At 63.4% G+C, this 22098-nt stretch carries 18 protein-coding genes and 1 pseudogene; 12 read left to right on the top strand and 7 right to left on the bottom strand.

The genetic code is table 11. The features are described from left to right. Positions 1-53: 53 nt before the first annotated feature. The 6 genes from JaAD80_RS30115 to JaAD80_RS04710 all read left to right on the top strand — a co-directional run bounded on the left by JaAD80_RS30115 (position 54) and on the right by JaAD80_RS04710 (position 8217). Positions 54-263 (top strand): hypothetical protein, encoded by a 210-nt coding sequence (locus tag JaAD80_RS30115; protein ID WP_146012254.1) that lies wholly within the window; start codon positions 54-56, stop codon positions 261-263. Beyond that, positions 260-1120 carry an alpha/beta hydrolase gene (locus tag JaAD80_RS04730; protein ID WP_102293112.1) on the top strand — a complete coding sequence of 287 codons (861 nt, stop codon included), beginning with the start codon at positions 260-262 and terminating at the stop codon, positions 1118-1120. Before JaAD80_RS30115 ends, JaAD80_RS04730 begins: the two co-directional genes overlap by 4 nt. Before the next feature lie 271 nt (positions 1121-1391). Then, positions 1392-2636: an efflux RND transporter periplasmic adaptor subunit gene (locus JaAD80_RS04725; protein ID WP_102293111.1), complete on the top strand. Its 1245-nt coding sequence runs from the start codon at positions 1392-1394 to the stop codon at positions 2634-2636. A gap of 2 nt (positions 2637-2638) precedes the next feature. Further along, the gene (locus JaAD80_RS04720) at positions 2639-5839 is read left to right on the top strand and encodes an efflux RND transporter permease subunit (protein WP_102293110.1); all 3201 of its coding nucleotides are present in this window, start codon (positions 2639-2641) and stop codon (positions 5837-5839) included. Between the two features lie 68 nt (positions 5840-5907). Next, entirely contained in the window at positions 5908-7350 is a 1443-nt protein-coding gene (locus JaAD80_RS04715; protein ID WP_102293237.1) for an efflux transporter outer membrane subunit, read from the top strand. A gap of 309 nt (positions 7351-7659) precedes the next feature. Continuing rightward, complete coding sequence (locus JaAD80_RS04710) at positions 7660-8217, top strand: fasciclin domain-containing protein (protein WP_374755225.1); 558 nt, start codon at positions 7660-7662, stop codon at positions 8215-8217. Positions 8218-8392: 175 nt separating this feature from the next. On the opposite strand, the gene JaAD80_RS04705 is transcribed toward JaAD80_RS04710, so the two are convergent. From JaAD80_RS04705 to JaAD80_RS04690, 4 genes are all read right to left on the bottom strand, one after another. Beyond that, a complete protein-coding gene (locus JaAD80_RS04705) occupies positions 8393-9637 on the bottom strand; it encodes a PepSY domain-containing protein (RefSeq protein ID WP_102293236.1) in 1245 nt (414 codons plus the stop codon). Between the two features lie 15 nt (positions 9638-9652). After that, positions 9653-11800: a TonB-dependent siderophore receptor gene (locus tag JaAD80_RS04700; protein ID WP_102293108.1), complete on the bottom strand. Its 2148-nt coding sequence runs from the start codon at positions 11798-11800 to the stop codon at positions 9653-9655. Positions 11801-12022: 222 nt separating this feature from the next. Further along, the gene (locus tag JaAD80_RS04695; protein WP_102293107.1) at positions 12023-12355 is read right to left on the bottom strand and encodes a hypothetical protein; all 333 of its coding nucleotides are present in this window, start codon (positions 12353-12355) and stop codon (positions 12023-12025) included. Positions 12356-12406: 51 nt separating this feature from the next. Beyond that, positions 12407-12766: a hypothetical protein gene (locus JaAD80_RS04690; protein ID WP_102293235.1), complete on the bottom strand. Its 360-nt coding sequence runs from the start codon at positions 12764-12766 to the stop codon at positions 12407-12409. A gap of 244 nt (positions 12767-13010) precedes the next feature. On the opposite strand from JaAD80_RS04690, the gene JaAD80_RS04685 reads away from it, so the two are divergent. Both JaAD80_RS04685 and JaAD80_RS04680 read left to right on the top strand, forming a co-directional pair. Further along, positions 13011-14297 carry a sensor histidine kinase gene (locus JaAD80_RS04685; RefSeq protein WP_180979301.1) on the top strand — a complete coding sequence of 429 codons (1287 nt, stop codon included), beginning with the start codon at positions 13011-13013 and terminating at the stop codon, positions 14295-14297. Beyond that, positions 14297-15031: a LytTR family DNA-binding domain-containing protein gene (locus tag JaAD80_RS04680; RefSeq protein ID WP_102293105.1), complete on the top strand. Its 735-nt coding sequence runs from the start codon at positions 14297-14299 to the stop codon at positions 15029-15031. The genes JaAD80_RS04685 and JaAD80_RS04680 overlap by 1 nt, the downstream gene beginning before the upstream one ends. A gap of 159 nt (positions 15032-15190) precedes the next feature. Here the strand turns inward: JaAD80_RS04680 and JaAD80_RS04675 are convergent, their stop codons facing one another. Continuing rightward, positions 15191-15514 carry a hypothetical protein gene (locus JaAD80_RS04675; protein ID WP_102293104.1) on the bottom strand — a complete coding sequence of 108 codons (324 nt, stop codon included), beginning with the start codon at positions 15512-15514 and terminating at the stop codon, positions 15191-15193. 225 nt (positions 15515-15739) lie between these two features. On the opposite strand from JaAD80_RS04675, the pseudogene ligD reads away from it, so the two are divergent. From ligD to JaAD80_RS04660, 3 genes and pseudogenes are all read left to right on the top strand, one after another. Next, positions 15740-18243 (top strand): annotated as a pseudogene (ligD, locus tag JaAD80_RS04670) (DNA ligase D). 57 nt (positions 18244-18300) lie between these two features. Beyond that, positions 18301-18762, top strand: a complete 462-nt coding sequence (locus tag JaAD80_RS04665; RefSeq protein WP_102293103.1) for an Rrf2 family transcriptional regulator — start codon at positions 18301-18303, stop codon at positions 18760-18762. Positions 18763-18778: 16 nt separating this feature from the next. Beyond that, the gene (locus JaAD80_RS04660) at positions 18779-19702 is read left to right on the top strand and encodes an NAD(P)/FAD-dependent oxidoreductase (RefSeq protein ID WP_102293102.1); all 924 of its coding nucleotides are present in this window, start codon (positions 18779-18781) and stop codon (positions 19700-19702) included. A gap of 15 nt (positions 19703-19717) precedes the next feature. Here JaAD80_RS04660 and JaAD80_RS04655 read toward each other — a convergent pair whose 3' ends face one another. After that, complete coding sequence (locus tag JaAD80_RS04655; protein ID WP_102293101.1) at positions 19718-20632, bottom strand: Ku protein; 915 nt, start codon at positions 20630-20632, stop codon at positions 19718-19720. 3 nt (positions 20633-20635) lie between these two features. Further along, positions 20636-21613: an SDR family oxidoreductase gene (locus JaAD80_RS04650; RefSeq protein ID WP_102293100.1), complete on the bottom strand. Its 978-nt coding sequence runs from the start codon at positions 21611-21613 to the stop codon at positions 20636-20638. Between the two features lie 126 nt (positions 21614-21739). Between JaAD80_RS04650 and JaAD80_RS04645 the strand changes: the two genes are divergently transcribed. After that, on the top strand, positions 21740-22098 hold a 359-nt coding region (locus JaAD80_RS04645; protein WP_146012253.1), incomplete at its 3' end, for a TetR/AcrR family transcriptional regulator.

The raw sequence follows: 22098 nt of genomic DNA, 5'->3' as shown, positions 1-22098 counted from the left end.
GTTGTACTGCAGCATAAATGTGATGCCGCAGGAAGCACAACAGGAGAAAGATCATGGCTCATCGGAATGGAAACTTTGCAGTATTCGCCCTCGTGGCGAGTGTGCTGGCTCTGGCCGCGATGGTATCGACGGATGCATATTCACTGGCGGCGCAAAGCGAAGCCAGCGGTTATAGCGCCCTGACCCATGAAGTAGGCGGTACCCTGTTGTGCCTGAACGACACGGTCATCGATGCTGCGGTGCAGCCGGTGGTGGCGCAATGAGCATTGCCGGCACCGCTGCCGAGCTTGCCCCAGGGCAGGCGCTGAAGATACGCGACATTCAAGTGCAGGGCGCACAAGATGCGCTCGCTGCGCGTCTCTACACGGCCGGCGTGCCAGGCGCCAAGCAGGCCAGCCTGATCGTTTTCTTCCATGGCGGCGGCTTTGTCGATGGCGACCTGGAAGATGCTGACGACTTCCTGCGCTGCCTGGTGCTGAGCAACCCCGACCACGTGGTGCTGGCTTCGAACTATACCCTGGCCAAGGTGCGGCCATTCCCCGCCGCCGTGGAAGACGCGCATGCCGTCTTGCTGTGGGCGAAAAAGAACAAGTCCAAGCTGGGCTGGACGGGCAAGCAGATGCTGGTGTCGGGCATCGAGGCGGGCGCCAACCTGGCTGCCGTGTGCGCCATGATGTCGCGCGACCGGGGCGGCCCGCCCCTCGCGGGCCAGGTGCTGATCATGCCCATGCTCGATCCCGGCCTGTCGACGTGCTCGATGCGTTCCTTGCCGACCTGCCCGGACCTGGCGGAAGTGGCCGATCAATGCGCCGCCGCCTACCGTGGCTATCTGCCGAATGCCGCTGACCGTACCCATCCGTATGCGTCGCCATTGCAGTCGAGCCGTCTGAAGAACCTGCCGCCGGCGCTCATCCTGTCGAGCGAAGATGATCCATTACGCGATGAAGCTGAACAATACGGCAGCAAATTAATTGCCTGCGGCATCAAGACCACCGTGCGGCGCATGGCCGCCGCGCCCCTGCAAGATGCTACCGCCCGCAATGAGTGTGCCTGCAAGGTGCAGGTATTGAGCGAAATCAGCAGTTTCGTTGCCGGACTGGGCCAGGAACCCGAGTCATGAAGCCGCTTTCTGCGGCGCCATAAAAAATTTACACTAATCAGTTTACTTTTTGAGTTTCGGTTGCTACACTGCATAGTGTAGTTCCCATCTTGTCTGCGTTGTGCGCTCGCACAGCCAGCTTCGTCGTCCCCGTCTGCTTTTAACCGGCTGGCGGCCTGTTTACCTTTGATCGAGCGCCGTCGGGCGCCATGGCACCACCATTCACTCTTTTTAGCTGGGTTGCTTCCTGCCGCCCATACCATTAGAAATTTTCATAAAACAGGGAAATAAAATGAAAAACGTTCAACAATTTTCCACTCTACTGAAGCCCCTGGCCGCCTCGCTCGCGCTGGCAGGACTGGTGGCGGTGAGCCTGGCCGGCTGCGATTCGGCCAACAGCAAGGTGCCCGACGCGCCAGCGGCCGGCGGCCCGCCCATCTCGGCCGCCGCCGTGGTGGAAAAACAGATCACGGAAACGCAGGAATTCTCGGGCCGCTTGGAAGCGATCGAGCGCGTGGAAATCCGCTCGAGAGTCGGCGGCTTCATCACCGCCGTCAACTTCAAGCCGGGCAGCGAAGTGAAAAAGGGCGACGTGCTGTTCGTCATCGATCCGCGCCCGTTCCAGGCGGAAGTCTCGCGCGCCGAAGGCACGGCCGCATCGGCCCGCGCCAAGGCAGAACTGGCCAAGCTGGAACTGTCGCGCGCTGAAAAGCTGCTGGCCGAAAAAGCCATCGCCCAGCGCGAATTCGATGAAAAAGCCTCGGGCCTGAAAGAGCTGGACGCCAACGCCCGCTCGGCCCAAGCCGCGTATGAAGCGGCCAAGCTGAACCTGTCGTACACGCAGGTGCAGGCGCCGATCAGCGGCCGTGTCAGCAAGGCGGAAATCACCGTCGGCAACCTGATCGACGCTTCCGCCATCCTCACTTCCGTGGTGTCGACGGACCGCATCTACGCCAGCTTCGACGGCGATGAAGATACTTATCTGCGCGTGGCCGGCACGGCGCAAAAGGGCACGCCCGTCACCGTCAAGGTAGGCCTGGCCAACGAAACGGGCTTCCCGCATGAGGGCAAGCTGGAATTCGTCGACAACCAGCTCGACCCGGCAACCGGCAGCGTGCGCATGCGCGCCACCTTCGCCAACACGGACCGCCAGCTGGTGCCCGGCCTGTTCGCCCGCATCCAGCTCGATGGCGGCAATGGCCCGCAGGCGCAAAGCACGGCGCTCCTGATCAGCGACCGCGCCGTCGGCACGGACCAAAGCCGCAAATACGTCTACGTGGTGGGCGCCGACAACAAGGCCGAGTACCGCGCCGTCAAGCTGGGCCCGAACTCGGACGGCTTGCGCGTGGTGCGCGAAGGCCTGAAGGCAGGCGAAAAAGTGGTTGTCAACGGCTTGCAGCGCGTGCGCCCCGGCGCCCCGGTGACGCCGCAGATGGTAGCCATGGATTTCGATCCGAGCGCGCCGGCCGCCCCCGCAAAACCTGAAGCAAAAGACGCCAAGATCGCCGCGAAAGCTGCATCGACTTCCAAGGAATAAACATGAATTTTTCCCGCTTTTTCATCGACAAGCCGATTTTTGCGGCGGTACTGTCGATTGTCATATTCGTGGCCGGGCTACTGTCGATTTTCGGCTTGCCCATCTCCGAATATCCCGACGTCGTGCCGCCATCCGTGGTGGTGCGCGCGCAGTATCCGGGCGCTAACCCGAAAGTGATCGCCGAAACCGTCGCCGCGCCGCTCGAAGAGCAGATCAACGGTGTCGAGAACATGCTCTACATGTCCTCGCAAAACACCTCCGATGGCGCCATGATGCTGACCGTGACCTTCAAGATCGGCACCAACGTCGAGCAGGCCGAGACGCAGGTGCAGAACCGCGTGCAGCGCGCCTTGCCGCGCCTGCCCGAAGAAGTGCGCCAGATCGGCGTGACGACCGTCAAATCGTCGCCCAACCTGACCATGGTGGTGCATCTGGTGTCGCCGAACAAGCGCTATGACGACATGTACTTGCGTAACTACGCGGTGCTCAACGTCAAGGACCAGCTGGCGCGCTTGTCCGGCATGGGTGATATCCAGATCTTTGGCGCGGGTGACTACGCCATGCGCATCTGGCTCGACCCGCAGAAAGTGGCGGCGCGCGGCATGACGGCCAATGACGTCGTCGACGCCATCCGCGAGCAGAACGTGCAGGTGGCCGCAGGTGTCATCGGCGCCTCGCCGGCAAAAAACTCGGACTTCCAGCTGACCGTCAATACCCAGGGCCGTCTGCAGACGCCCGAGGAATTTGGCGCCATCATCGTGCGCACCAATGCCGACGGCGCCGTGACGCACCTGAAGGACGTGGCGCGCGTGGAAATGGGCGCCAACAGCTATTCGCTGCGTTCGCTGCTGAACAATAATCCGGCCGTCGGCATGGGTATTTTCGAGGCACCGAATGCCAACGCGCTGCAACTGTCTTCCGACGTGCGCGCCAAGATGGAGGAACTGAAAAAAGACTTCCCGCAAGGCGTGGAATACCGCATCGAGTACGACCCGACGCAGTTCGTGCGCTCGTCGATCGAAGCCGTGATCCATACGCTGCTCGAAGCCATCGCCCTGGTGGTGCTGGTGGTGATCATCTTCCTGCAAACCTGGCGCGCATCGATCATTCCGCTGCTGGCCGTGCCCGTCTCCATCGTCGGCACCTTTGCCGTGATGCTGGGCTTTGGCTTCTCGATCAACACCCTGTCGCTGTTCGGTCTGGTGCTGGCCATCGGTATCGTGGTCGATGATGCCATCGTGGTGGTGGAAAACGTCGAGCGCAATATCGAAGAGGGCTTGTCGCCGCGCGACGCCACCATCCAGGCCATGAAAGAGGTCAGCGGTCCTATCGTCGCCATCGCCCTGGTGCTGTGCGCCGTGTTCGTGCCGATCGCCTTCGTGCCAGGCTTGTCCGGCGAGTTCTATCGCCAGTTCGCGCTGACGATCGCCATTTCGACCGTGATTTCCGCATTCAGCTCGCTGACTCTGGCGCCCGCCCTGTCGGCCGCTCTCCTGAGGCCGCACGATGCGCCGAAAGACGCGCTGACGCGCGGCATGGACAAGGTCTTCGGCCGCTTCTTCGCCTGGTTCAACCGCTTCTTCGGCCGTGCTTCGCACCGCTATGAAGCGGGCGTCAAAGGTGTGCTGGGCCGCAAGAGCGCCTCGCTGGGCGTGTATGCGCTGCTGGTCGTCGCCGCCATCTTCACCTTCAAGTCCGTGCCGGCCGGCTTCGTGCCAGCGCAGGACAAGCAGTACCTGGTGGGTTTTGCGCAATTGCCTGATGCCGCTTCGCTGGACCGCACGGAAGATGTCGTGCGCCGCATGTCGGACGTGATCAAGTCGGTGCCTGGCGTCGAGTCGACCATTGCCTTCCCCGGCCTGTCGATCAACGACTTCACCAATGCGCCGAACGCCGGTATCGTCTTCGCCACCTTGAAACCGTTCGATGAGCGCACCAGCAAGGAATTGTCGGGCGGCGCCATCGCGGCCGAGATCAACAAGCGCCTGGGCGGCATCCAGGACGCCTTCATCATGGTCTTCCCGCCACCGCCGGTCAACGGCCTGGGTACCATCGGCGGCTTCAAGATGATGATCGAAGACCGTGGCAACCTCGGTTACGACGCGCTGTACAACGCCACGCAGGCGCTGGCCGCCAAGGCTTACCAGACGCCGGAACTGGCGGGCGTGTTCTCGGGCTACCAGATCAACGTGCCGCAGCTGTTTGCCGACGTCGACCGCGTGAAAGCCAAGCAGATGGGCGTCCAGCTGCAAACGATTTACCAGACCTTGCAGATCAACCTCGGTTCGCTGTATGTGAATGACTTCAACCAGTTTGGCCGCACCTACCAGGTGCGCGTGCAGGCCGATGCGGCATTCCGTTCGCATGCGCAGGATATCGCGCAGCTGAAAGTACGCAATGACAAGGGCGAGATGATCCCGCTGTCCTCCTTGATGCGTGTCAAGGACAGCTATGGCCCGGACCGCGTGCAGCGCTACAACGCCTACGCCGCAGCCGACTTCAATGGCGGCGCAGCCCCTGGCGTATCGAGCGGCCAGGCGCAAGTCGCGCTGGAGCGCATCGCCAAGGAAGTGCTGCCGCAGGGGATTTCGTATGAGTGGACGGAGCTGACCTATCAGGACATCTTGTCCGGCAATACGATGATCTATGTCTTCCCGCTGTGCGTGCTGCTGGTGTTCCTGGTGCTGGCCGCCCAGTACGAAAGCTGGACCCTGCCGCTGGCCGTGATCCTGATCGTGCCGATGTCCATCCTTTGCGCCTTGCTGGGTGTGAAGCTGACCGGTGGCGACAACAACGTGTTTACCCAGATCGCGCTGTTCGTGCTGGTGGGGCTGGCGTCGAAGAATGCGATTCTGATCGTGGAATTTGCCCGCGAGCTGGAAGACCATGGCCGCAGCGTCGTGCAAGCCGCGCTGGAAGCGTGCCGTTTGCGTCTGCGTCCGATCCTGATGACGTCGATCGCCTTCATCATGGGCGTGGTGCCCCTGGTGTTCTCGCACGGCGCCGGTTCGGAAATGCGCCATGCGATGGGCGTGGCGGTGTTCGCCGGCATGCTGGGCGTGACCTTCTTCGGTCTGTTCCTGACGCCCGTGTTCTATGTATTGCTGCGCACCCTGGCGCAGCGTTTTGAGAAAAAACCAGCCGCCGCTGCCGCCAAGCCAACAGCTGCGCCAGCGCTGGACCTGGAAGGAGATATATATTGAAAACCAATCTGAGTGCGCGGACCGCCGCGCGGCGCGCGGCTCCGGCCCTGCGCACGGCCTTGACGGCCATGGCAGCGGCCGTGCTGCTGGCCGCCTGCGCGGCGCCCGAGTTCAAGCAGCCGCAGATCGAAACGCCAACCGCGTTCAAGGAAGCGCAAGTGCCTGCCGTGCAGACGGCAGCCGACGGCACGCGCTGGAAGCAGGGCGTGCCAGCCGAACGCCAGGCGCGCGGCGAATGGTGGCTGGCCTTCAATGATCCGGCCTTGACCAGCCTGATTGGCGAAGCCACGCAGGCCAACGCCAACCTGGCCGTCGCCGCCGCCCGCGTCAAGCAGGCGAGGGCGATTGCCGGCATCGCCGAAGCGGACCGCATTCCGCAAGTGGGCGTGAACGTGGGCGGCCAGCGCAATCGCGCCTCCGCCGTGTCGCTGGGCTTGCCGAATGGCGCGCCGGTGGCGGCCACGAATGTCTACCAGGCCAACCTGACGGCCAGCTACGAAGTCGACCTGTTCGGCAGAGTCGCATCGAACGTCAGTGCTTCGCGCAGCGATGCGCTGGCCGTGGAAGCGACCTACCGTTCCGTGCTGCTGTCCCTGCAGGCGGATGTGGCGCAGACCTACTTCCAGCTGCGCGCCACGGATGCGGAACTGGCGACCCTGGAGCAGACGGTGCGGCTGCGCGAGGAAAGCGTGCACGTGAACCAGCGCCGCTACGACCTGGGCGACATCGGTGAATTCGACCTGTCGCGTGCCCGCACGGAGCTGTCGACGACACGCGCCGAAGCCATCGGCCTGCAGCGCCAGCGCGCCACCAGCGAACATGCGCTGGCCGTCCTGCTGGGCAAACCGGCTGCCAGCTTCACGGCGACCGTCAACCCGCTGCAGGACAGCGGCTTCCTGCCCGTGATCCCGGCCGGCATGCCGTCGTCCCTGCTTGAGCGCCGTCCCGACATCGCCTCGGCGCAGCGCACCATGGAAGCGTCGAATGCGCGCATCGGCGTGGCGAAATCGGCCATGTTCCCGGCCTTGACCCTGAACGCGTCCGGTGGCGGCGCGTCCGACACCTTCTCGGACATCTTCAAGTGGAGCAGCCGCTCCTGGCTGCTGGGCGCCCTGATGTCGATGCCGATCATCGACGGTGGCCGCAACAAGGCGGCCGTGAGCCGCAGCGAAGCACAGCTGGAAGAGTCGGTGGCGACGTATCGCCAGAGCGTGCTGGTGGCCTTCGCCGAGGTGGAAGACAACCTGGCCGGCCTGCGCATCCTGTCGGGCCAGACGCAGCAGATCGACGAAGCCGTCGTTTCGGCGCGCCGTTCGGCCGACCTGGCGCAAAAGCTGTACGACGCCGGCCGCTCCAGCTACCTTGATTTGCTCGACGCGCAGCGCAACCTGGCGACCATCGAGCGCAATGCCGTGCAATTGCGCGGCAACCGCGCCGTCACCACCGTGGCGCTGATCCGCGCCCTGGGCGGCGGCTGGGGCGAGACGGAGCCGCAAGTGGCGGCCAACTAGTTTCCCGGCACCGCGGGCTGGAACCTTTCCGGCCCGCGACAAGGGAGCCTGCCTGAAACGGCGCCGTGCACAGCATGGCGCCGTTTTTTTATGCCTGCGTCTGCCCGCACCGCAGGTCGGCCTGGCGCGCGGCGCGGCAGGTAGGCTAGGCGCATGGCGCGGTAGGTCGGCTTAGCGCATGGCGCGTAAGCCGACACCAGCCCCGCCCTAAATCAGGACAAAATCAAAAAAATAAGTTGAATCCAATCCCCGCCCCACCGCGTAAGTACTCCTGCAATCATGCACACGCAGTCATCCAGGAGATCCATCATGCGCACCTTCCTTCCCGCAGCACTGTTTGTTACATCCATGCTGGCCGCCAGCGCTCCCTTTGCCGCCGACATGACCACCATGGTGGGTGGCCAGAGCATGTACCCGAGCAAGGACATTGTCGATAACGCCGTCAATTCAGCCGACCACACGACCCTGGTCGCTGCCGTCAAGGCGGCCGGCCTGGTCGATACCCTGAAAGGCAAGGGGCCATTTACCGTGTTCGCACCGACGAATGCGGCCTTTGGCAAGCTGCCTGCCGGCACCGTCGACACCCTGGTGAAGCCGGAAAACAAGGCCACCCTGACAAAGATCCTCACTTACCACGTGGTACCGGGAAAATACGACTTCAAGGCGCTGGCCAAGGAAATCAAGATGCACGACGGCAAGGCAACCCTGCCGACGGCCAGCGGCGGCAAGCTGATGTTCGCCATGAACGGCATGCACAACATCGTCGTGATGGATGAAAGCGGCAATAGCGCCAACATCAGCACCTATGACGTGTACCAGTCGAATGGCGTGATCAACGTCATCGACACGGTGCTGATGCCTAAATAAGCGGGCGAAAAAAAAGACAGGGAAAACCCTGTCTTTTTGCTTGATGCCGTGCTGCTTACTTGGCTGGTGCAGGCGCAGGAGCTGGTTCCGCAGCTGCCGCMKGKACAGCTTTCGTGGCGATGGGTCGGACGGACAGTGTCGCCCAATAGCGCCGCCGTGTGGCGATCCGCCTGGTTTATTTGCTGAAGTTTGCATGAAGCGGGTGTGCTGGCGCTTCCTGCGTCGGCGTTTTTTCCGCTTGCCGCATGCGCGCGCGGCGCTTGCGCAGCCAGATGACCAGTCCCGTCGCGCTCAGCATGGCCACCACCAGGCCCATGGCGGAAATCAGGATGCGTCCCGGCAGGCCGAGGATGCGCCCCGAATGCAGCGGGAATTGCGCCTGCAGGAAGATGTCGCCCGCGCTGCCCGTGCCCGGCACCACGCCGCCGGCCGGCTTGCCGTCGCGGCCATCGAAATACAGCCACGCATTGCCCAGGCCACCGTCGCCATGGTCGTTGTCCGCCTCGAAGAAGCCCACGCCGTACAGGCCGTAGCTGGATGAGTAAAACACGCCGCCAGCGGGCAGCGTCCAGCCGCGTCTTGTCGCTTCCGTTTTTGCCAGCGCCACCGCCTGTTCGCGCGTCAGCAGCGGCTCGATGGGTTTTTCCGGCGGCTGCGGCGTGCGGCTGTCGAAAGCATTCGGGCTGAGGGTGGAAAATTTCGCCACCAGCGGGCGCATCACCTGGGTTTGCAGATTCATCGAGACAGAGGTGACGGCCAGCACCAGCAGCAGCAACCAGACCCACACGCCGCCCGAGCGGTGCAGGTCGAAGTTCAGTTTGTGGCCGCCTTCGCGCCAGCGGAAGGCCAGCGATTTGCGCCAGCTGCGCCAGTTCGGGAACGACAGGTACAGCGCGATGCCGCAATCGAACAGCCACACGATGCCGACGATGCCCATCAACCACACGCCCAGTTCGATGCCCCAGCCATCGGGAATGTGCATGGTGTAGTGCAGCTTGTACAGGAAGGGCAGCAGGTTTTCGCGCGTCAGCGAGACCACGCCCCACTGGCGCGTGCCCTGGATGGCGCCCGTGACGGGATCGATGGCCACCTGATTGAAGCCCGGCTCAAAAGGCTTGCCCGTCGCGGGGTCGAGCCGGCTCTCGACCGATAGCAGCGCCGTGTGGCCAGGCTCGATCGCCGTGAGCGTGTAGTTGACGCGCAGGCGCGGGTTCTGCGCCTCGAGCTGGCGCGCCAGTTCCAGGCCCGACTTTGCCACCCCCGCTTCCGTGTCGCTGGCGGCGTGGAACAGCTGCGGATTGAGCCAGGCATCAAGTTCGTGATCCCACGAGATCACGGCACCCGTCAGACCGGAAACGAAGAGAAAAAGCGCCACCGCCAGGCCAAACCAGCGGTGCAGAACCACCATCGAAGGACGCAGTCGCATGGCGGCTCCCTAGTATTTCCAGCTCAGGGTGGCGCTGCCATTGCGGCCGGCTGCATACAGCGACTGGGTCCAGTACAGGCTCGTCAGGTGCTTCTTGTCCGTCACGTTGTTCACATTCAGCGACAGGCTGACATTGCGGCTGATGGCGTAGCTGGCCATCAGGCCCAGTTGCGCATACGCACCCTGGTGCAGGGTGGTCGTGTCGTCGATGCGGTTGTAGATGGCGTCCTGCCAGGTCAGGCTGGCGCCCACTTTCAGCGCCGGTACGGCCGGCACATGGTAGGTGGTGGCAAGGTGGAACTGCTTGCGCGGAATGAAGGTGCGCGCATCCTTGCCGTCGTCGCCCTTGATGCGCAGCTGGGAATAGCCGGCGCTGGCTTGCCAGCCCTTCGCCAGTTCGCCTGAGGCATCTAGCTCGAAACCCTGCGAGTCCGAATCGACGCCCTTGTAGAAAGTCTTGAAGTCGGGCGTGGTGCCGGCCGCTTCGGCCACGTTCTTCTGGCGCGTCTTGAACAGCGCGCCGGACAGGTTCAAGCGGCCATCGAACCAGTCGCTTTTCAGGCCCGCTTCCAGGCTCTTGCCGGTGGCTGCCGCCAGGGTCTGGCCCGTGCTGTCGATGCTGCTTTGCGGGTTGAAGATCTCCGTGTAGCTGCCGTAGGCCGACACATGGCGGTCGATGTCATACACCAGGCCGATATACGGCGTGGTGTCACTTTGCGACTTGGCCTGGCTGACGCCATACGCGCTGCCCGTGCTGTCGGCCTTGACGGTGTTTACGCCTGCCAGCAGTTTGGCACTGTCGGCCAGGTTGAACCGGGCGGCCAGGTAGGCGTTCTTGCGTTCGTCCTGGTAGGCGCTGCCATCGGTCGAGGCGTCAAAGGCCGGTTCAGGGTAGGAGCCGTCGAACGCCGTGCCGTTCGGCAGGGCCGTGCCGATGCCGCGGCCATAATAGGAGATATCGTCGAGCGTGGATTTCGACCAGGCCAGCCCCATGCTCAGGTCATGCTGGCGCCCTGCCAGCGTGAATTTTCCCGTGGCGGCGACATCGAGCAGGCGCTGCTTGTTGGTCGAGCCGTAGCGTGACGGATAGCTGAACAAGCCGTCGCCCGTGGCCTTGTCCGGCGTGCCGTAAACATAGAACAGCTTTGAGTCGGAGCTGGAGCGGTTGTAGGTGGCGGTGGCGGTCACGCGCCAGTCGGCATTGAACTGGTGCGCCAGTTCGGCGAAGGTGCTGTTGTTGAGGATGCTCCAGCGCGACCAGTCGGCCGAGGTCGAGGTGGAAATGGGGTAGTTGGTCGGCGTACCGTCCGTGTAGGCGATGGGCAGGGCGCCCCACATGCCGCCTTTGGCCAGGTTGTTCTGGTAGCTGTGGCCCACGGCCACGGTTGTCGCTGGCGTGAGTTTCGCTTCGACGATGGCGTAGGCGACATCCTTGCGCGGCGAGTAGCGGTCCAGGTAGGAATCGCCCTCTTCATGCGCGACGACAAAGCGCGCGGCCACCTTGCCATCGGCGCTGAGCGGCGTCGATACGTCGGCATCGAGGCGGCGCGTATTCCAGGAGCCGAGGGTGACGCCCGCGGCAGCGGCCAGGCCGGCCGTCGGTCGCTTGCGCACGAAGTTGACGGTGGCCGATGGATTGCCGGTGGAGGAAATCAGACCGTTCGCGCCGCGCACGATGTCGACGCGCTCGAACAGCGCCGTATCGAGGTCGCCCATCACGTTGCCGAAGACGAAAGGAATGCCCACGCCGTCGAACTGGAAATTGGTGATGTCGTAGCCGCGCGCCGTGTAATAGGTGCGGTCCGTTTCCACCGCTTCCACCGTCACGCCTGTCGTTTGCGCCAGCACCTTGCTGGCGTTGTCGAGCTTGAAATCGTCCATCTGCGCGCGCGTGACGACGGAGACGGCTTGCGGCGTGTCGCGCAGCGACAGGTCGAACTTGCTGGCGGAGGCGCTCTTGCGCGTCGTGTACGCGTTCGCGTCGCTGCTGCCCGTGACCGTGATGGTCTGCATTACCGGCGCGTCGTCGGCGGCGCCTTCGGCCGCGGTGCTCTCGGCACCATGCGCCATGCCGGCGCCCAGCGCCAGTGAAATGGCCAGGGCCAGCGGATGCAGCGACAGTGCGGGGCGGGAAGAGGGGACGGTACGACCTGGCATGAAACGGCTCCTGATAGATGAATGCAAATGAGAATAATTCGCAATTCTATTTGAGCGGTGGTCAGGGTGGCAAATTTTTTGTGACTGGAAAGCGTTGTTTTTCGTTTCTTTACATGCTTTTACATGGGCCCTGGCAGAGGGGGGCCAGTGCTTTCAGGTGTTGCTGTGGTCGCGCAAAGCAAAAAGACAGCCGAAGCTGTCTTTTTCTGGAAGCGCGGCGGATTACTTCGCCGGCGTTGCTGGAATGGCTTCCGCCGCTTTCGCTTCGTCCGCCGCCAGTTTGGCTTTCTTGGCCTTGTGATGCGCCTTGGCTTTCGTCACTTTGGCATCGGCCTTGGCGCTGGCCACGTCGGCCTTCGCATCGGCGGCAACTGCCGCTTCTTTTGCATCGGCCTTCACGACGGCCTTGGTTTCCTTGGCTTCAGCCTTGGCCACGGCCTTGGTGTGGGCCGCTTCCGCCTTGGCAGGCACCAATGCTGCCGGAGCGGCTGGCGTTTGGGCAAAGGCTGCGGTAGCGAACAGGCCGGCGATCAGGGTAGCGATGACTTTTTTCATGATGTAATCCTTGGTAGTAAAGTGGGCTGGTGATTGCGGGTACGAGGGCGATTATTTGGTGACGGCAGGCGCTGCTTCAGCGGTGGCCGATGCCAGCTTTTCGTCGGCCTTGGCCTTGGTTTTCTTGGCCTTGTGATGGGCCTTGGCTTTGGTGGCGACAGCTTCCGTCTTGGCGCTGGCCACTTCCGTTTTCGCGGCGACGACTGCCTTGGCTTCTTTCGCATCGGCCTTCACGACGGCTTGCGCTTCCTTGGCGTCCGCTTTCGCGACTGCCTTGGTGTGGGCCGCTTCCACTTTGGCCGGTACCGATGCTGCCGGCGCTGCCGGAGCGGCTGGCGTTTGGGCGAAGGCTGCGGTGGCGAACAGGCCGGCGATCAGGGTAGCGGTGATATTGACGATGCGGTTTTTCATGGTGCAGTCCTCGGTGGTGGTTTGTCTGGTGTGGCGGGATGATTCCCGTGTCACTGAGCAGAAAACGCGGCTGCGAATGCTCGCGTTGACGGACATTACAAACGCTTACACTCTGCCTGTCGCATGCCGCATTCATGCTTCACAGACGGTGCTTCATGCAGCGATGCTGCCCGCCTGTCGCATGCTGGCCGGGCAGGCTGGTCTGCACGCTAGAATGGCGCCATCTTCATATCGAGCGCATCCCATGTCCGCCATCGCCTTTTCCACCGCTCCGCCATGTCACGATCCGCGCCTGGTGCGCGCGTACCTGAAACAGACCGTGCTGCGCCTCTACGGCGTGATGCTGCCGATACTGGCGATAGTGATGGGTTTGATGTTGCTGCTGCTGATGCACCTGCTCAAAGGCAGCACGGCGGGCTGGTTGCAGCTGGCGTATGGCGCGTTCATGCTGCTGTTGCCAGCCATCTGTGCCCGCACGATGGTGCACCAGCAGCTGCGCAAATTCAGCGAGGAAGGTGTTGCCCTGAGCGAGGAACTGGTGGCGGCGCGCGTCTCGCGTGAACTGGTGTCGCCATTCGACATTTTTACCAGCTTTGATTTGTGCGCAGAGGCGCTGTCCGGCCTGGGGACGGGCCAGGCACTGGGCCTGACGGGGCCACCGGCCTTTGCGCATGACCCGTTCAAGCGCATCATCGTGCTGGGGCGGCAGCGGCCTTTTTGCCTGTTCGGCGCCACGCAAGTGCGCCTGTGGGCGGAGCCGGGACAGGGTGTACGCATCCACGTGGGCCGCATCCTGAGCGTGCAATGCCTGTGCATGCAGACCGGTAGCGCGTTGCGCGCCGTAGAAGCGGTGACGGCGCAGCTGCAGGCCAGCCTCGCGTGGCGTCTGCGTGCGCAGGATGCCGCATTGCGTAAACAGGCCGCCGAACGCGAAGCCTTGCAGGCGCGCCTGTCCGCGCTGCAGGCACAGGTCGAACCGCATTTTTTGTTCAACACCCTGGCCAACCTGAAGTACCTGGTGCGCACGGATACGCCTGCGGCTCTGGAGATGCTCGACCACCTGATTGGCTACCTGCAGAATGCTTTGCCGGACATGCGCTCGGTATCGTCGACGCTGGGCCGCGAAATCGACCTGGCGCGCGATTACCTGGCCCTCATGCAGATCCGCATGGGCCAGCGCCTGTCCTACTCCATCGACGTGCAGGACGATCTGCGCGCCTTGCCGATGCCACCGGCCATGCTCATTTCGCTGGTGGAGAACGCATTGCGGCATGGCTTGCAGGGCGTGCCGCAGCCGGGCAGCGTGCGCCTCGCCGCCGCGCTGCGGGCTGGCATGCTGGAAGTGGCCGTGCACGATGACGGCGCCGGCCTGGCTGGCAGCGCAGCACATGGTCATGGATTGGGACTGTCGAATATTCATGCCCGTCTGGCGTTGCTTTACGGTGGGGCTGCCATCCTGGAGGTAGCACAGGCAAGTCCGGGCGGCGTGACGGCCATCTTGCGCCTGCCGCTTTCGGCAGGAGGTGCGTGATGCCGCGCGCCTTGATCGTTGAAGATGAACCGCTACTGCGTGCGGAACTGCGCGACCAGCTGCAGCTGCTGTGGCCAGGCTTGCAGATTGCGGGCGAGGCCGGCGATGGCATCGCGGCGCTGGCCTTGATCGCTGGACAGCAGCCGGACATTGTCTTCCTCGATATACAGATGCCGGGCTTGAATGGCCTGGAAGTGGCGCGGCATCTGCCCGCGCACTGCCAGGTGGTGTTTGTCACGGCCTATGCAGAGCATGCGCTGGCGGCGTTCGATGCTGGCGCCGCCGATTACCTGGTCAAGCCGCTGGCGACAGCGCGCCTGCTGCAGACCGTCAAGCGACTGCAGGCGCGTGGCGGGGAGTGCACGCCGCCGGCAATTGCCGTGTGGCAGAAGGTGTTTGCGGGGCCGGCGTCTTACCTGAAATGGATCAAGGCGTCGACCGGCAATACCTTGCGCCTGCTGCTGGTGAGCGAGATCGATTTCTTCCAGTCGGATGGCAAATACACGCGCGTGGCGAGCGCCGCAGGGGAAGGGCTGATCCGCCTGACCTTGAAGGAGTTACTGGAGCAGCTCGATCCCGGGCAGTTTGCGCAGATTCACCGCAGCAGCATCGTCAATCTGCATGCGATCGAGCGCATCGACAAGGATGGCACGGCGATGCATATCCGCCTGAAGGGCGGGCGCGGCTCGTTGCCGGTCAGCGAGGCATTCGCGCGCCAGTTCCGGCAGATGTAGCGGCCCCGCTTTCCATGCACAAAAAGACAGCCGAAGCTGTCTTTCTGTGTGGAGCAAGGCTGGTGGATTACTTGGCTGCTGGGCAGATGTAGCGGCCCCGCTTTCCATGCACAAAAAGACAGCCGAAGCTGTCTTTCTATGTGGAGCAAAGCTGGTGGATTACTTGGCTGCTGCCGCGGTCGCTTCAGCCTTGTCTTCGGCGGCCTTGGCCTTGGCTTTGCTGGCCTTGTGGTGAGCCTTGGCCTTGGTGGCTTTGGCGTCAGCCTTGGCGCTGGCGACATCGGCCTTGGCATCGGCGGCAACGGCTGCTTCTTTCGCATCGGCTTTCACGACGGCCTTGGTTTCCTTGGCTTCTGCGTTGGCCACTTCCTTGGTGTGCTTGGCTTCGGCCTTGGCTGGCACGGCTGGCGTTTGAGCAAAGGCTGCGGTAGCGAACAAGCCGGCGATCAGAGTAGCAGTGATATTGACAATGCGTTTTTTCATGATGCAGATCCTCGAGAAGTGGGGTTGTAGTTCAGGAGATGCATTTCCCCTGTCACTGAGGCAAAAACGCGCCGTGCGGCAATAGCGTTGACATGGATTGCGGGCAATTACAAACACTTACATTTGCTGGCGCCGGGACTCTCGTCGGCACTCTGTTAGCTGGCGTACCGCGCCGATGGCCCCGGCGGCCTAGACTCGGTGCCATCCTCACTGCATGGGTTCGCCATGAAAGCCGCCTTGAAGACCTACCAGTCCAAGCGCAATTTCGCCATCACGCCCGAGCCCGCTGGCGGCGACGAGGCGCCTGGCGCTGCGCTCACTTTCGTCATCCAGAAGCACTGGGCCAGCCGCCTGCACTACGATTTTCGTTTGGAACTCGATGGCACGATGAAAAGCTGGGCCGTGCCGAAAGGCCCCAGCTACGATACGCACGACAAGCGCATGGCGGTGCAGGTGGAAGACCATCCCATTTCCTATTCCAGCTTCGAGGGCACGATCCCGGAAAAGCAGTACGGCGCGGGCAAGGTCATCATCTGGGACAAGGGGACGTGGCAGCCGCAGGCGGCCACGCCGGACGCGCGCAAGGCGCTGGCGGCCGGCGAGCTGAAATTCACCTTGCATGGGCACAAGATGCATGGCAAGTGGGTGCTGGTGCGCATGAAAGGCAAGGGCGACAAGCGCAGCGAAAAGCAGCCGGCCTGGCTGCTGATCAAGGAAAAAGACGAGTATGCCCGGCCAGCGCTGGAGTTTTCCGTCGTCGACGAGTTTCCCGACAGCGTCAAACATAAACCTGTGCCGAAGCGCAAGCAGAGCGAAAGTCCGCCGGCAGCGCCGGTAGCGCCAGCGGCGAAACTGCCCGCCACCTTGTCGCCGCAACTGGCCACCCTGGCCGACGCGCCGCCGCCCGATGCGCAGGATTGGCTGTTTGAAGCGAAATTTGACGGCTACCGCATCCTCACCCGCTGCGATGGCAAACAGCTGGCCCTGCTCACGCGCAATGGCAATGACTGGACGCACAAGCTGACCAAGCTGCATGCGGCCTTGCAAAAGCTGGGCTTGCCGCCGGGCTGGTATGACGGCGAAATCGTCGTCATTGGCGCCGATGGGCGGCCCGATTTCGGCGCCCTGCAGCGCGCGTTCGAGGCGGACACGACGAGCGAGATCGTGTATTACCTGTTCGATGTGCCGTATTTCGATGGCCACGATCTGCGCGGCCAGCCCGTCGAGGCGCGCCGCGCGCTGCTGCGGCAGTTGTTGCAGAGCTTGCCGGCATCGCCGCTTGTGCGTTTCAGTGACACACTCGACGCCGCGCCGCGGCAATTGCTGGCCCAAGCCTGCAAGCTGGGGCTGGAAGGCGTGATCGGCAAGCGGCGCGGTTCGCCGTATGTCTCGCGCCGCTCCGGCGACTGGATCAAGCTGAAATGCGGGCAGCGCCAGGAATTCGTCATCGGCGGCTATACGGCGCCGCAGGGCGCGCGCGAAGGCCTGGGGTCGCTGTTGCTGGGCGTCCATGATGCAGAAGGGCAGCTGCGCTATGCGGGCAATGTGGGCAGCGGTTTTGACGATGCCGCCTTGCGCGATTTGCGGCGCCGCCTCGACGCGCTGGCCGTGGATACCAGTCCGTTTGCGGGCAAGGCGGGCGGCGTGCGCGCCCCCCTGTGGGTCAAGCCGCAGCTGGTGGCCGAAGTCAGCTTTGCGCAATGGACCAGCGGCGGTTCCATCCGTCATGGCGTATTTCACGGCTTGCGCCTGGATAAGAAACCAGCCGCCATCGTGCGCGAGCGGGCGCAGCGGATCGAGAAGGAGAAAACCATGCAGCAAAAGGATACCGAGCCGGACAGTGTCTTGCCGGCCAGTTTCAAGGTCAGCCATGCGGAGCGGGTGATCGACCGGGACAGTGGCGCGCGCAAGATCGACCTCGTGCGCTATTACGCGCTGGTCAGCAAGCTGATGCTCGTGCATCTGCGCGGGCGGCCCGTCTCGCTGGTGCGCGCGCGGCCGGCGTGGGAGGCGAACTGTTTTTCCAGAAGCATGCGGACACGTCGAAAATGCCCGGCGTCAAACAACTCGATGCGCGCCTCGATCCCGAGCATCCGCCCATGCTGGAGGTTGCAACGGCGCAAGGCTTGCTATCGGCGGCGCAATGGAATGTGGTGGAATTTCACACGCAAAATGCGCTGGCCAGCAGCTATGACACGCCGAACCGCCTGGTCTTCGACCTCGACCCGGGCAAGGGCGTGGCCTGGCCCGCCATCCAGGAAGCGGCCGTGCTGCTGCGCGCCTTTTTGACGGAGCTGGGCTTGCCCGCCTGGCTGAAAACCAGCGGCGGCAAGGGCTTGCACGTGGTCGTGCCCATCCGCCCCAAGCATGACTGGGACACGGTGAAGGCGTTTTCGCAAGCCATCGTGGCGCACATGGCCCAGCTCATTCCGCAGCGCTTTGTCGTGAAAAGCGGACCGAGCAACCGGGTCGGCAAGATCTTCATCGACTACCTGCGCAACGGCCGCGGTGCCACCACCGTGTGCGCGTGGTCGGCCCGCACGCGCTCGGGTCTGGGCATTTCCGTGCCGCTGGGCTGGGACGAACTGGACAAGCTGAAGGCGGGCGATGCATGGAATGTCGGTAACGTGCATAGCCGGCTCGACGTGGGCAACGCGCCGTGGGAGGGCTATGCGCGCAGCGCCAAGGGCATCGATGCGGCCATGAAAAAACTCGATTTCAAAACCTGAACACATTACATACGCAGTTAACTTGCGTTTACTTTTATTCGTAACTATACTTGTTACATGAAAACACCGAGCCGACTCTCCACTGTCCTGCACGGCCTGCTGCACATGGCCGGGCAGGTCGAACCGATGACTTCCGACACCCTGGCGCAATGCCTGCACACAAACCCCGTGGTGGTGCGGCGCACGATGGCCAGCCTGCGCCAGGCCGGCATCGTGCAATCCTTGCGCGGCCATGGCGGGGGCTGGTCGCTGGCGCGGCCTTTGTCCGCCATCAGCCTGCGCGACGTCTACGCGGCCTTGCAGGAAAGCGTGACGCTGAAAGTCGATATCGGCGCGCCGCATTCGCAATGCCTGGTCGAGCGGGCCGTGACGCGGGTGCTGGCCGACGTCTACCGCGATGCCGAAGCCATGCTGGTGGCGCGCCTGGGCGACATCAGCCTGCAGGCGCTGCTGCATGACATCGGTGAAGGCGCGCCTTTTATTGCCGGCGGCCCGCCGCCTCCCCATTCTCACCCCTAATTGCCAGGAGTTCACCATGTTTGACGTCATCATCATCGGCGGCAGCTTTGCCGGTCTGTCGGCAGCGCTGCAACTGGCGCGCACGCGCCGTCCCATCGCCATCATCGACGCCGGCACGCCGCGCAACCGCTTTGCCTCCCACGCGCATGGCGTGCTGGCGCACGATGGCAAGCCCGGCAGCGCCATCCTGGCCGAGGCGCGCGCGCAGCTGGCCGCGTATCCGAACGTGACCCAGCTGTCGGGCACGGTGAATCTGGCCGCGCCGCTTGCTTCCGCCAAGCTTGCCTTTCAGGTGGCCCTGGACGATGGCACGGAGGTGCAAGGGCGGCGCCTGATCCTGGCCACGGGCGTGCGCGATATCTTGCCCGAGCTGCCCGGCGTGGCCGAGCGCTGGGGCCGGAGCGTGCTGCATTGCCCGTATTGCCATGGCTATGAAATCGGCGGCGGCCCCATCGGCGTGCTGGGCCGGCTGCCCGCATCCGTACACCAGGCCAGTCTGATTGCCGACTGGGGCGACGTGACCCTGTTCACGGCAGGCATGCCGCCGCTCGACGATGACGCCCTGGCGTTGCTGGCGCGGCGCAAGGTCAGCATTGAGGGCAGCGCCGTCACCGCCATCGAGGGGGAGTCGCCGGCGATCTCCGGCGTCCGCCTGGCCGATGGCCGTTTGATCCCTCTGCGGGCGTTGTTCCTGGCCGCCCCCGTGCAGCAGGCCAGTCCGCTGGCGCAGCAGCTGGGTTGCGAATTGGAAGAGGGCATGATGGGACCCATTGTGCAAGTGGACGCCATGAAGATGACTTCCGTGCCGGGCGTGCATGCGGCCGGCGACGCGGCGCGCGCCATGGCCAATATCAGCTTTGCCATGGCCGATGGGGTGATGGCGGCCGTGGGCGCCCACCATGCGCTGATCACGGAGGAAGGGCAGGCGCAGCCTGCTTGACGCCGCGCAAAAGCGTCAGGCCGCCTTGCGGCGCGGCGCCGCCGCCTTGCGTGGCGTCGCTGGCGTGGCTTTGCGCGTGGTCTTGGCCGTGGACGCGCTCTTGCGCGGTGCGGCAGCGGGCGCCTTGGCGGGCGCTTTCTTGCCCAGGCTTTGCTGCAGCAGCGCCACCAGGTCGATCACGTTGCTGCCGCGTTCCTCTTCCGGTTCGGGTGACGGCGGGGTAATCGTCCTGGTCTGTTTCGCCTTGATTTTCTTTTTTACCAGCGCCAGCACGTCTTCGCGGTAGCTGTCGTGGTATTGCTCCGGCGCCCACGCTTCGCTCATGCCTTCCACGAGGGACAGCGCCATCTTGAGTTCCTTATCCGTGATGCCTGCCGCTTTCAGGGTGCTGCCCGGTAACTCCAGGTCGTCCGTGGCGCGGATCTCGTCGGCAAAGCGCAAGGTGTTGAGCACGATGGCGTCACCGATGCAGACGAGTGCGCACAAATGCTGCTTGGTGCGCATGACTACAGTGGCGATGCCCACTTTATTCGCCTTGCGCAAGGTTTCGCGCAGCAGCGCATAGACTTTCTCGCCGCCCTTGGCGGGCAGGAGGTAATACGGGTGCTCGTAAAAAGTCAGCGGCACCTCCGCCGCATCGACAAAGGCCAATATATCGATGGTTTGCGTTGCCTTGACGTTGGCCTGCTTCAAGTCTTCCTCGGACAGCACCACGTATTCGTCCGTCTTGTATTCATAGCCCTTGATGATGTCGTCCCACTCGACGTCCTTGCCCGTCTGCTTGTTGTAGCGCTTGTAGCCGATGGGGGCGAAGTCGCGCCGGTCCAGCATGGACAGATCCAGTTCATGGTCGAGACTGGCTGAAATCAGCTCGACGGGGATGTGCACGAGGCCGAAGCTGATGGCGCCTTTCCACAATGCACGCGCCATCGCTTATTCCCCCACGCTGCCGGTGATGGGCAGGACGATGCCGCTGATGTAGCTGGAACAGGCGGGCGAGGCGAGGAAGACGTAGGCGGGCGACAGTTCCTCGGGCTGGGCCGGGCGGCGCATGTCCGTGTCGGCGCCGAATTTCTCGATCTCTTCCGGAGACTTGTCTGCCGGGTTGAGCGGCGTCCAGACGGGGCCGGGCGCGATGGCGTTCACGCGGATGCCTTTTTCCAGCAGGTTGCCGGCCAGCGCCATGGTGAACGCGTGGATGGCGCCCTTGGTGGTGGAATAGTCGAGCAAGTGTTTCGAGCCTTGCAAGCCCGTCACGGAACCCGTGTTGATGATGGAGGCGCCCCGCTGCAAATGCGGCAGTACGGCCTTGGCCATGTGGAAATAGCCGTAGACATTCGTTTTCATGGTCAGGTCGAAACGCTCTTCGCTCAGGTCGAGCAGGGATTCCGCATGTTCCTGGAACGCGGCATTGTTCACCAGCACATCGATATGGTTGAACCTGGACATCACCTGGCTGACGGCTTCCTGGCAAAAGCGCTGTTCGCGCACGTCGCCGGGAATCAACAGGCAGCTCTGGCCTTCCGCTTCCACGTAGCGCTTGGTTTCGTTGGCATCTTCATGTTCGTTCAGATAAATGATGGCCACATCGGCCCCTTCGCGCGCATACAACACGGCCACGGCGCGGCCGATGCCCGAATCGCCGCCCGTGATGATGGCCACCATGCCGGCCAGCTTGCCGCTGCCGCAATAGTCGGGTGCCAGAAAACGGGGTTTGAGCTGCATCTGCGCCTCGATGCCTGGCTTGTCCAGGTGCTGGGCGGGCAGGGGCGTGCCAGGCTGGCTGCGGTTGCCCGTTTGCACCGGTTGTTGGCTTTGCTGTTTGTCTGGCTTGGCGGCGTCGCGCTGATCCTGTTCCTGCTGGATGCTGCGCTGCAAGTTGCCGGCGGATTGATCCTTGTTTTCGTTCATGCTGGCCTCCCTGGAAACGAAAAGCCAGTATCGGCGCGGCGCGGACGCCATACGGTGCGCTTGCTAACAGAGTGGCACAATCTGGCGTAAAGTTATATGATGGTTGACATTATTGTGGGAGGCCATATGAAAGTGAGCAGAGAGCAGGCGGCGCTGAACCGCGAGCGCATCGTCGAAACGGCGGCCAGGCTGTTTCGCGAAAAGGGCTATGACGGCATCGGCGTGGCGGACCTGATGAAGAACGCGGGCCTCACGCATGGCGGCTTCTATGGCCATTTTGCCTCGAAGGAAGACTTGATGATCGAGGCGTGCCAGCATGCGCTGGAGAAATCGCTGGAAGGCTGGCGCGCGAAGGTCGCGCGCGATCCGCAGCAGGCGCTGCCCGCCATCGTAGACAGCTATTTGACCACGCGGCACCGCGACCAGCCCGGCGGCGGCTGCCCGGCCGCGGCCATGGGCGTCGACGTGGCGCGCATGTCGCCCGG

Source organism: Janthinobacterium sp. AD80, assembly GCF_002878455.1.
Classification (GTDB): Bacteria; Pseudomonadota; Gammaproteobacteria; order Burkholderiales; family Burkholderiaceae_D; genus Janthinobacterium.
This window is presented reverse-complemented; position numbering and strand designations above follow the sequence as displayed.

Excerpts from the sequence above, each read along its gene's own strand:
- JaAD80_RS30115 (WP_146012254.1), top strand. The coding sequence starts at position 54 with ATGGCTCATCGGAATGGAAACTTTGCAGTATTCGCCCTCGTGGCGAGT.
- JaAD80_RS04730 (WP_102293112.1), top strand. The coding sequence starts at position 260 with ATGAGCATTGCCGGCACCGCTGCCGAGCTTGCCCCAGGGCAGGCGCTG.
- JaAD80_RS04725 (WP_102293111.1), top strand. The coding sequence starts at position 1,392 with ATGAAAAACGTTCAACAATTTTCCACTCTACTGAAGCCCCTGGCCGCC.
- JaAD80_RS04720 (WP_102293110.1), top strand. The coding sequence starts at position 2,639 with ATGAATTTTTCCCGCTTTTTCATCGACAAGCCGATTTTTGCGGCGGTA.
- JaAD80_RS04715 (WP_102293237.1), top strand. The coding sequence starts at position 5,908 with ATGGCAGCGGCCGTGCTGCTGGCCGCCTGCGCGGCGCCCGAGTTCAAG.
- JaAD80_RS04710 (WP_374755225.1), top strand. The coding sequence starts at position 7,660 with ATGCGCACCTTCCTTCCCGCAGCACTGTTTGTTACATCCATGCTGGCC.
- JaAD80_RS04700 (WP_102293108.1), bottom strand. The coding sequence starts at position 11,800 with ATGCCAGGTCGTACCGTCCCCTCTTCCCGCCCCGCACTGTCGCTGCAT.
- JaAD80_RS04695 (WP_102293107.1), bottom strand. The coding sequence starts at position 12,355 with ATGAAAAAAGTCATCGCTACCCTGATCGCCGGCCTGTTCGCTACCGCA.
- JaAD80_RS04690 (WP_102293235.1), bottom strand. The coding sequence starts at position 12,766 with ATGAAAAACCGCATCGTCAATATCACCGCTACCCTGATCGCCGGCCTG.
- JaAD80_RS04685 (WP_180979301.1), top strand. The coding sequence starts at position 13,011 with ATGTCCGCCATCGCCTTTTCCACCGCTCCGCCATGTCACGATCCGCGC.
- JaAD80_RS04680 (WP_102293105.1), top strand. The coding sequence starts at position 14,297 with ATGCCGCGCGCCTTGATCGTTGAAGATGAACCGCTACTGCGTGCGGAA.
- JaAD80_RS04675 (WP_102293104.1), bottom strand. The coding sequence starts at position 15,514 with ATGAAAAAACGCATTGTCAATATCACTGCTACTCTGATCGCCGGCTTG.
- JaAD80_RS04665 (WP_102293103.1), top strand. The coding sequence starts at position 18,301 with ATGAAAACACCGAGCCGACTCTCCACTGTCCTGCACGGCCTGCTGCAC.
- JaAD80_RS04660 (WP_102293102.1), top strand. The coding sequence starts at position 18,779 with ATGTTTGACGTCATCATCATCGGCGGCAGCTTTGCCGGTCTGTCGGCA.
- JaAD80_RS04655 (WP_102293101.1), bottom strand. The coding sequence starts at position 20,632 with ATGGCGCGTGCATTGTGGAAAGGCGCCATCAGCTTCGGCCTCGTGCAC.
- JaAD80_RS04650 (WP_102293100.1), bottom strand. The coding sequence starts at position 21,613 with ATGAACGAAAACAAGGATCAATCCGCCGGCAACTTGCAGCGCAGCATC.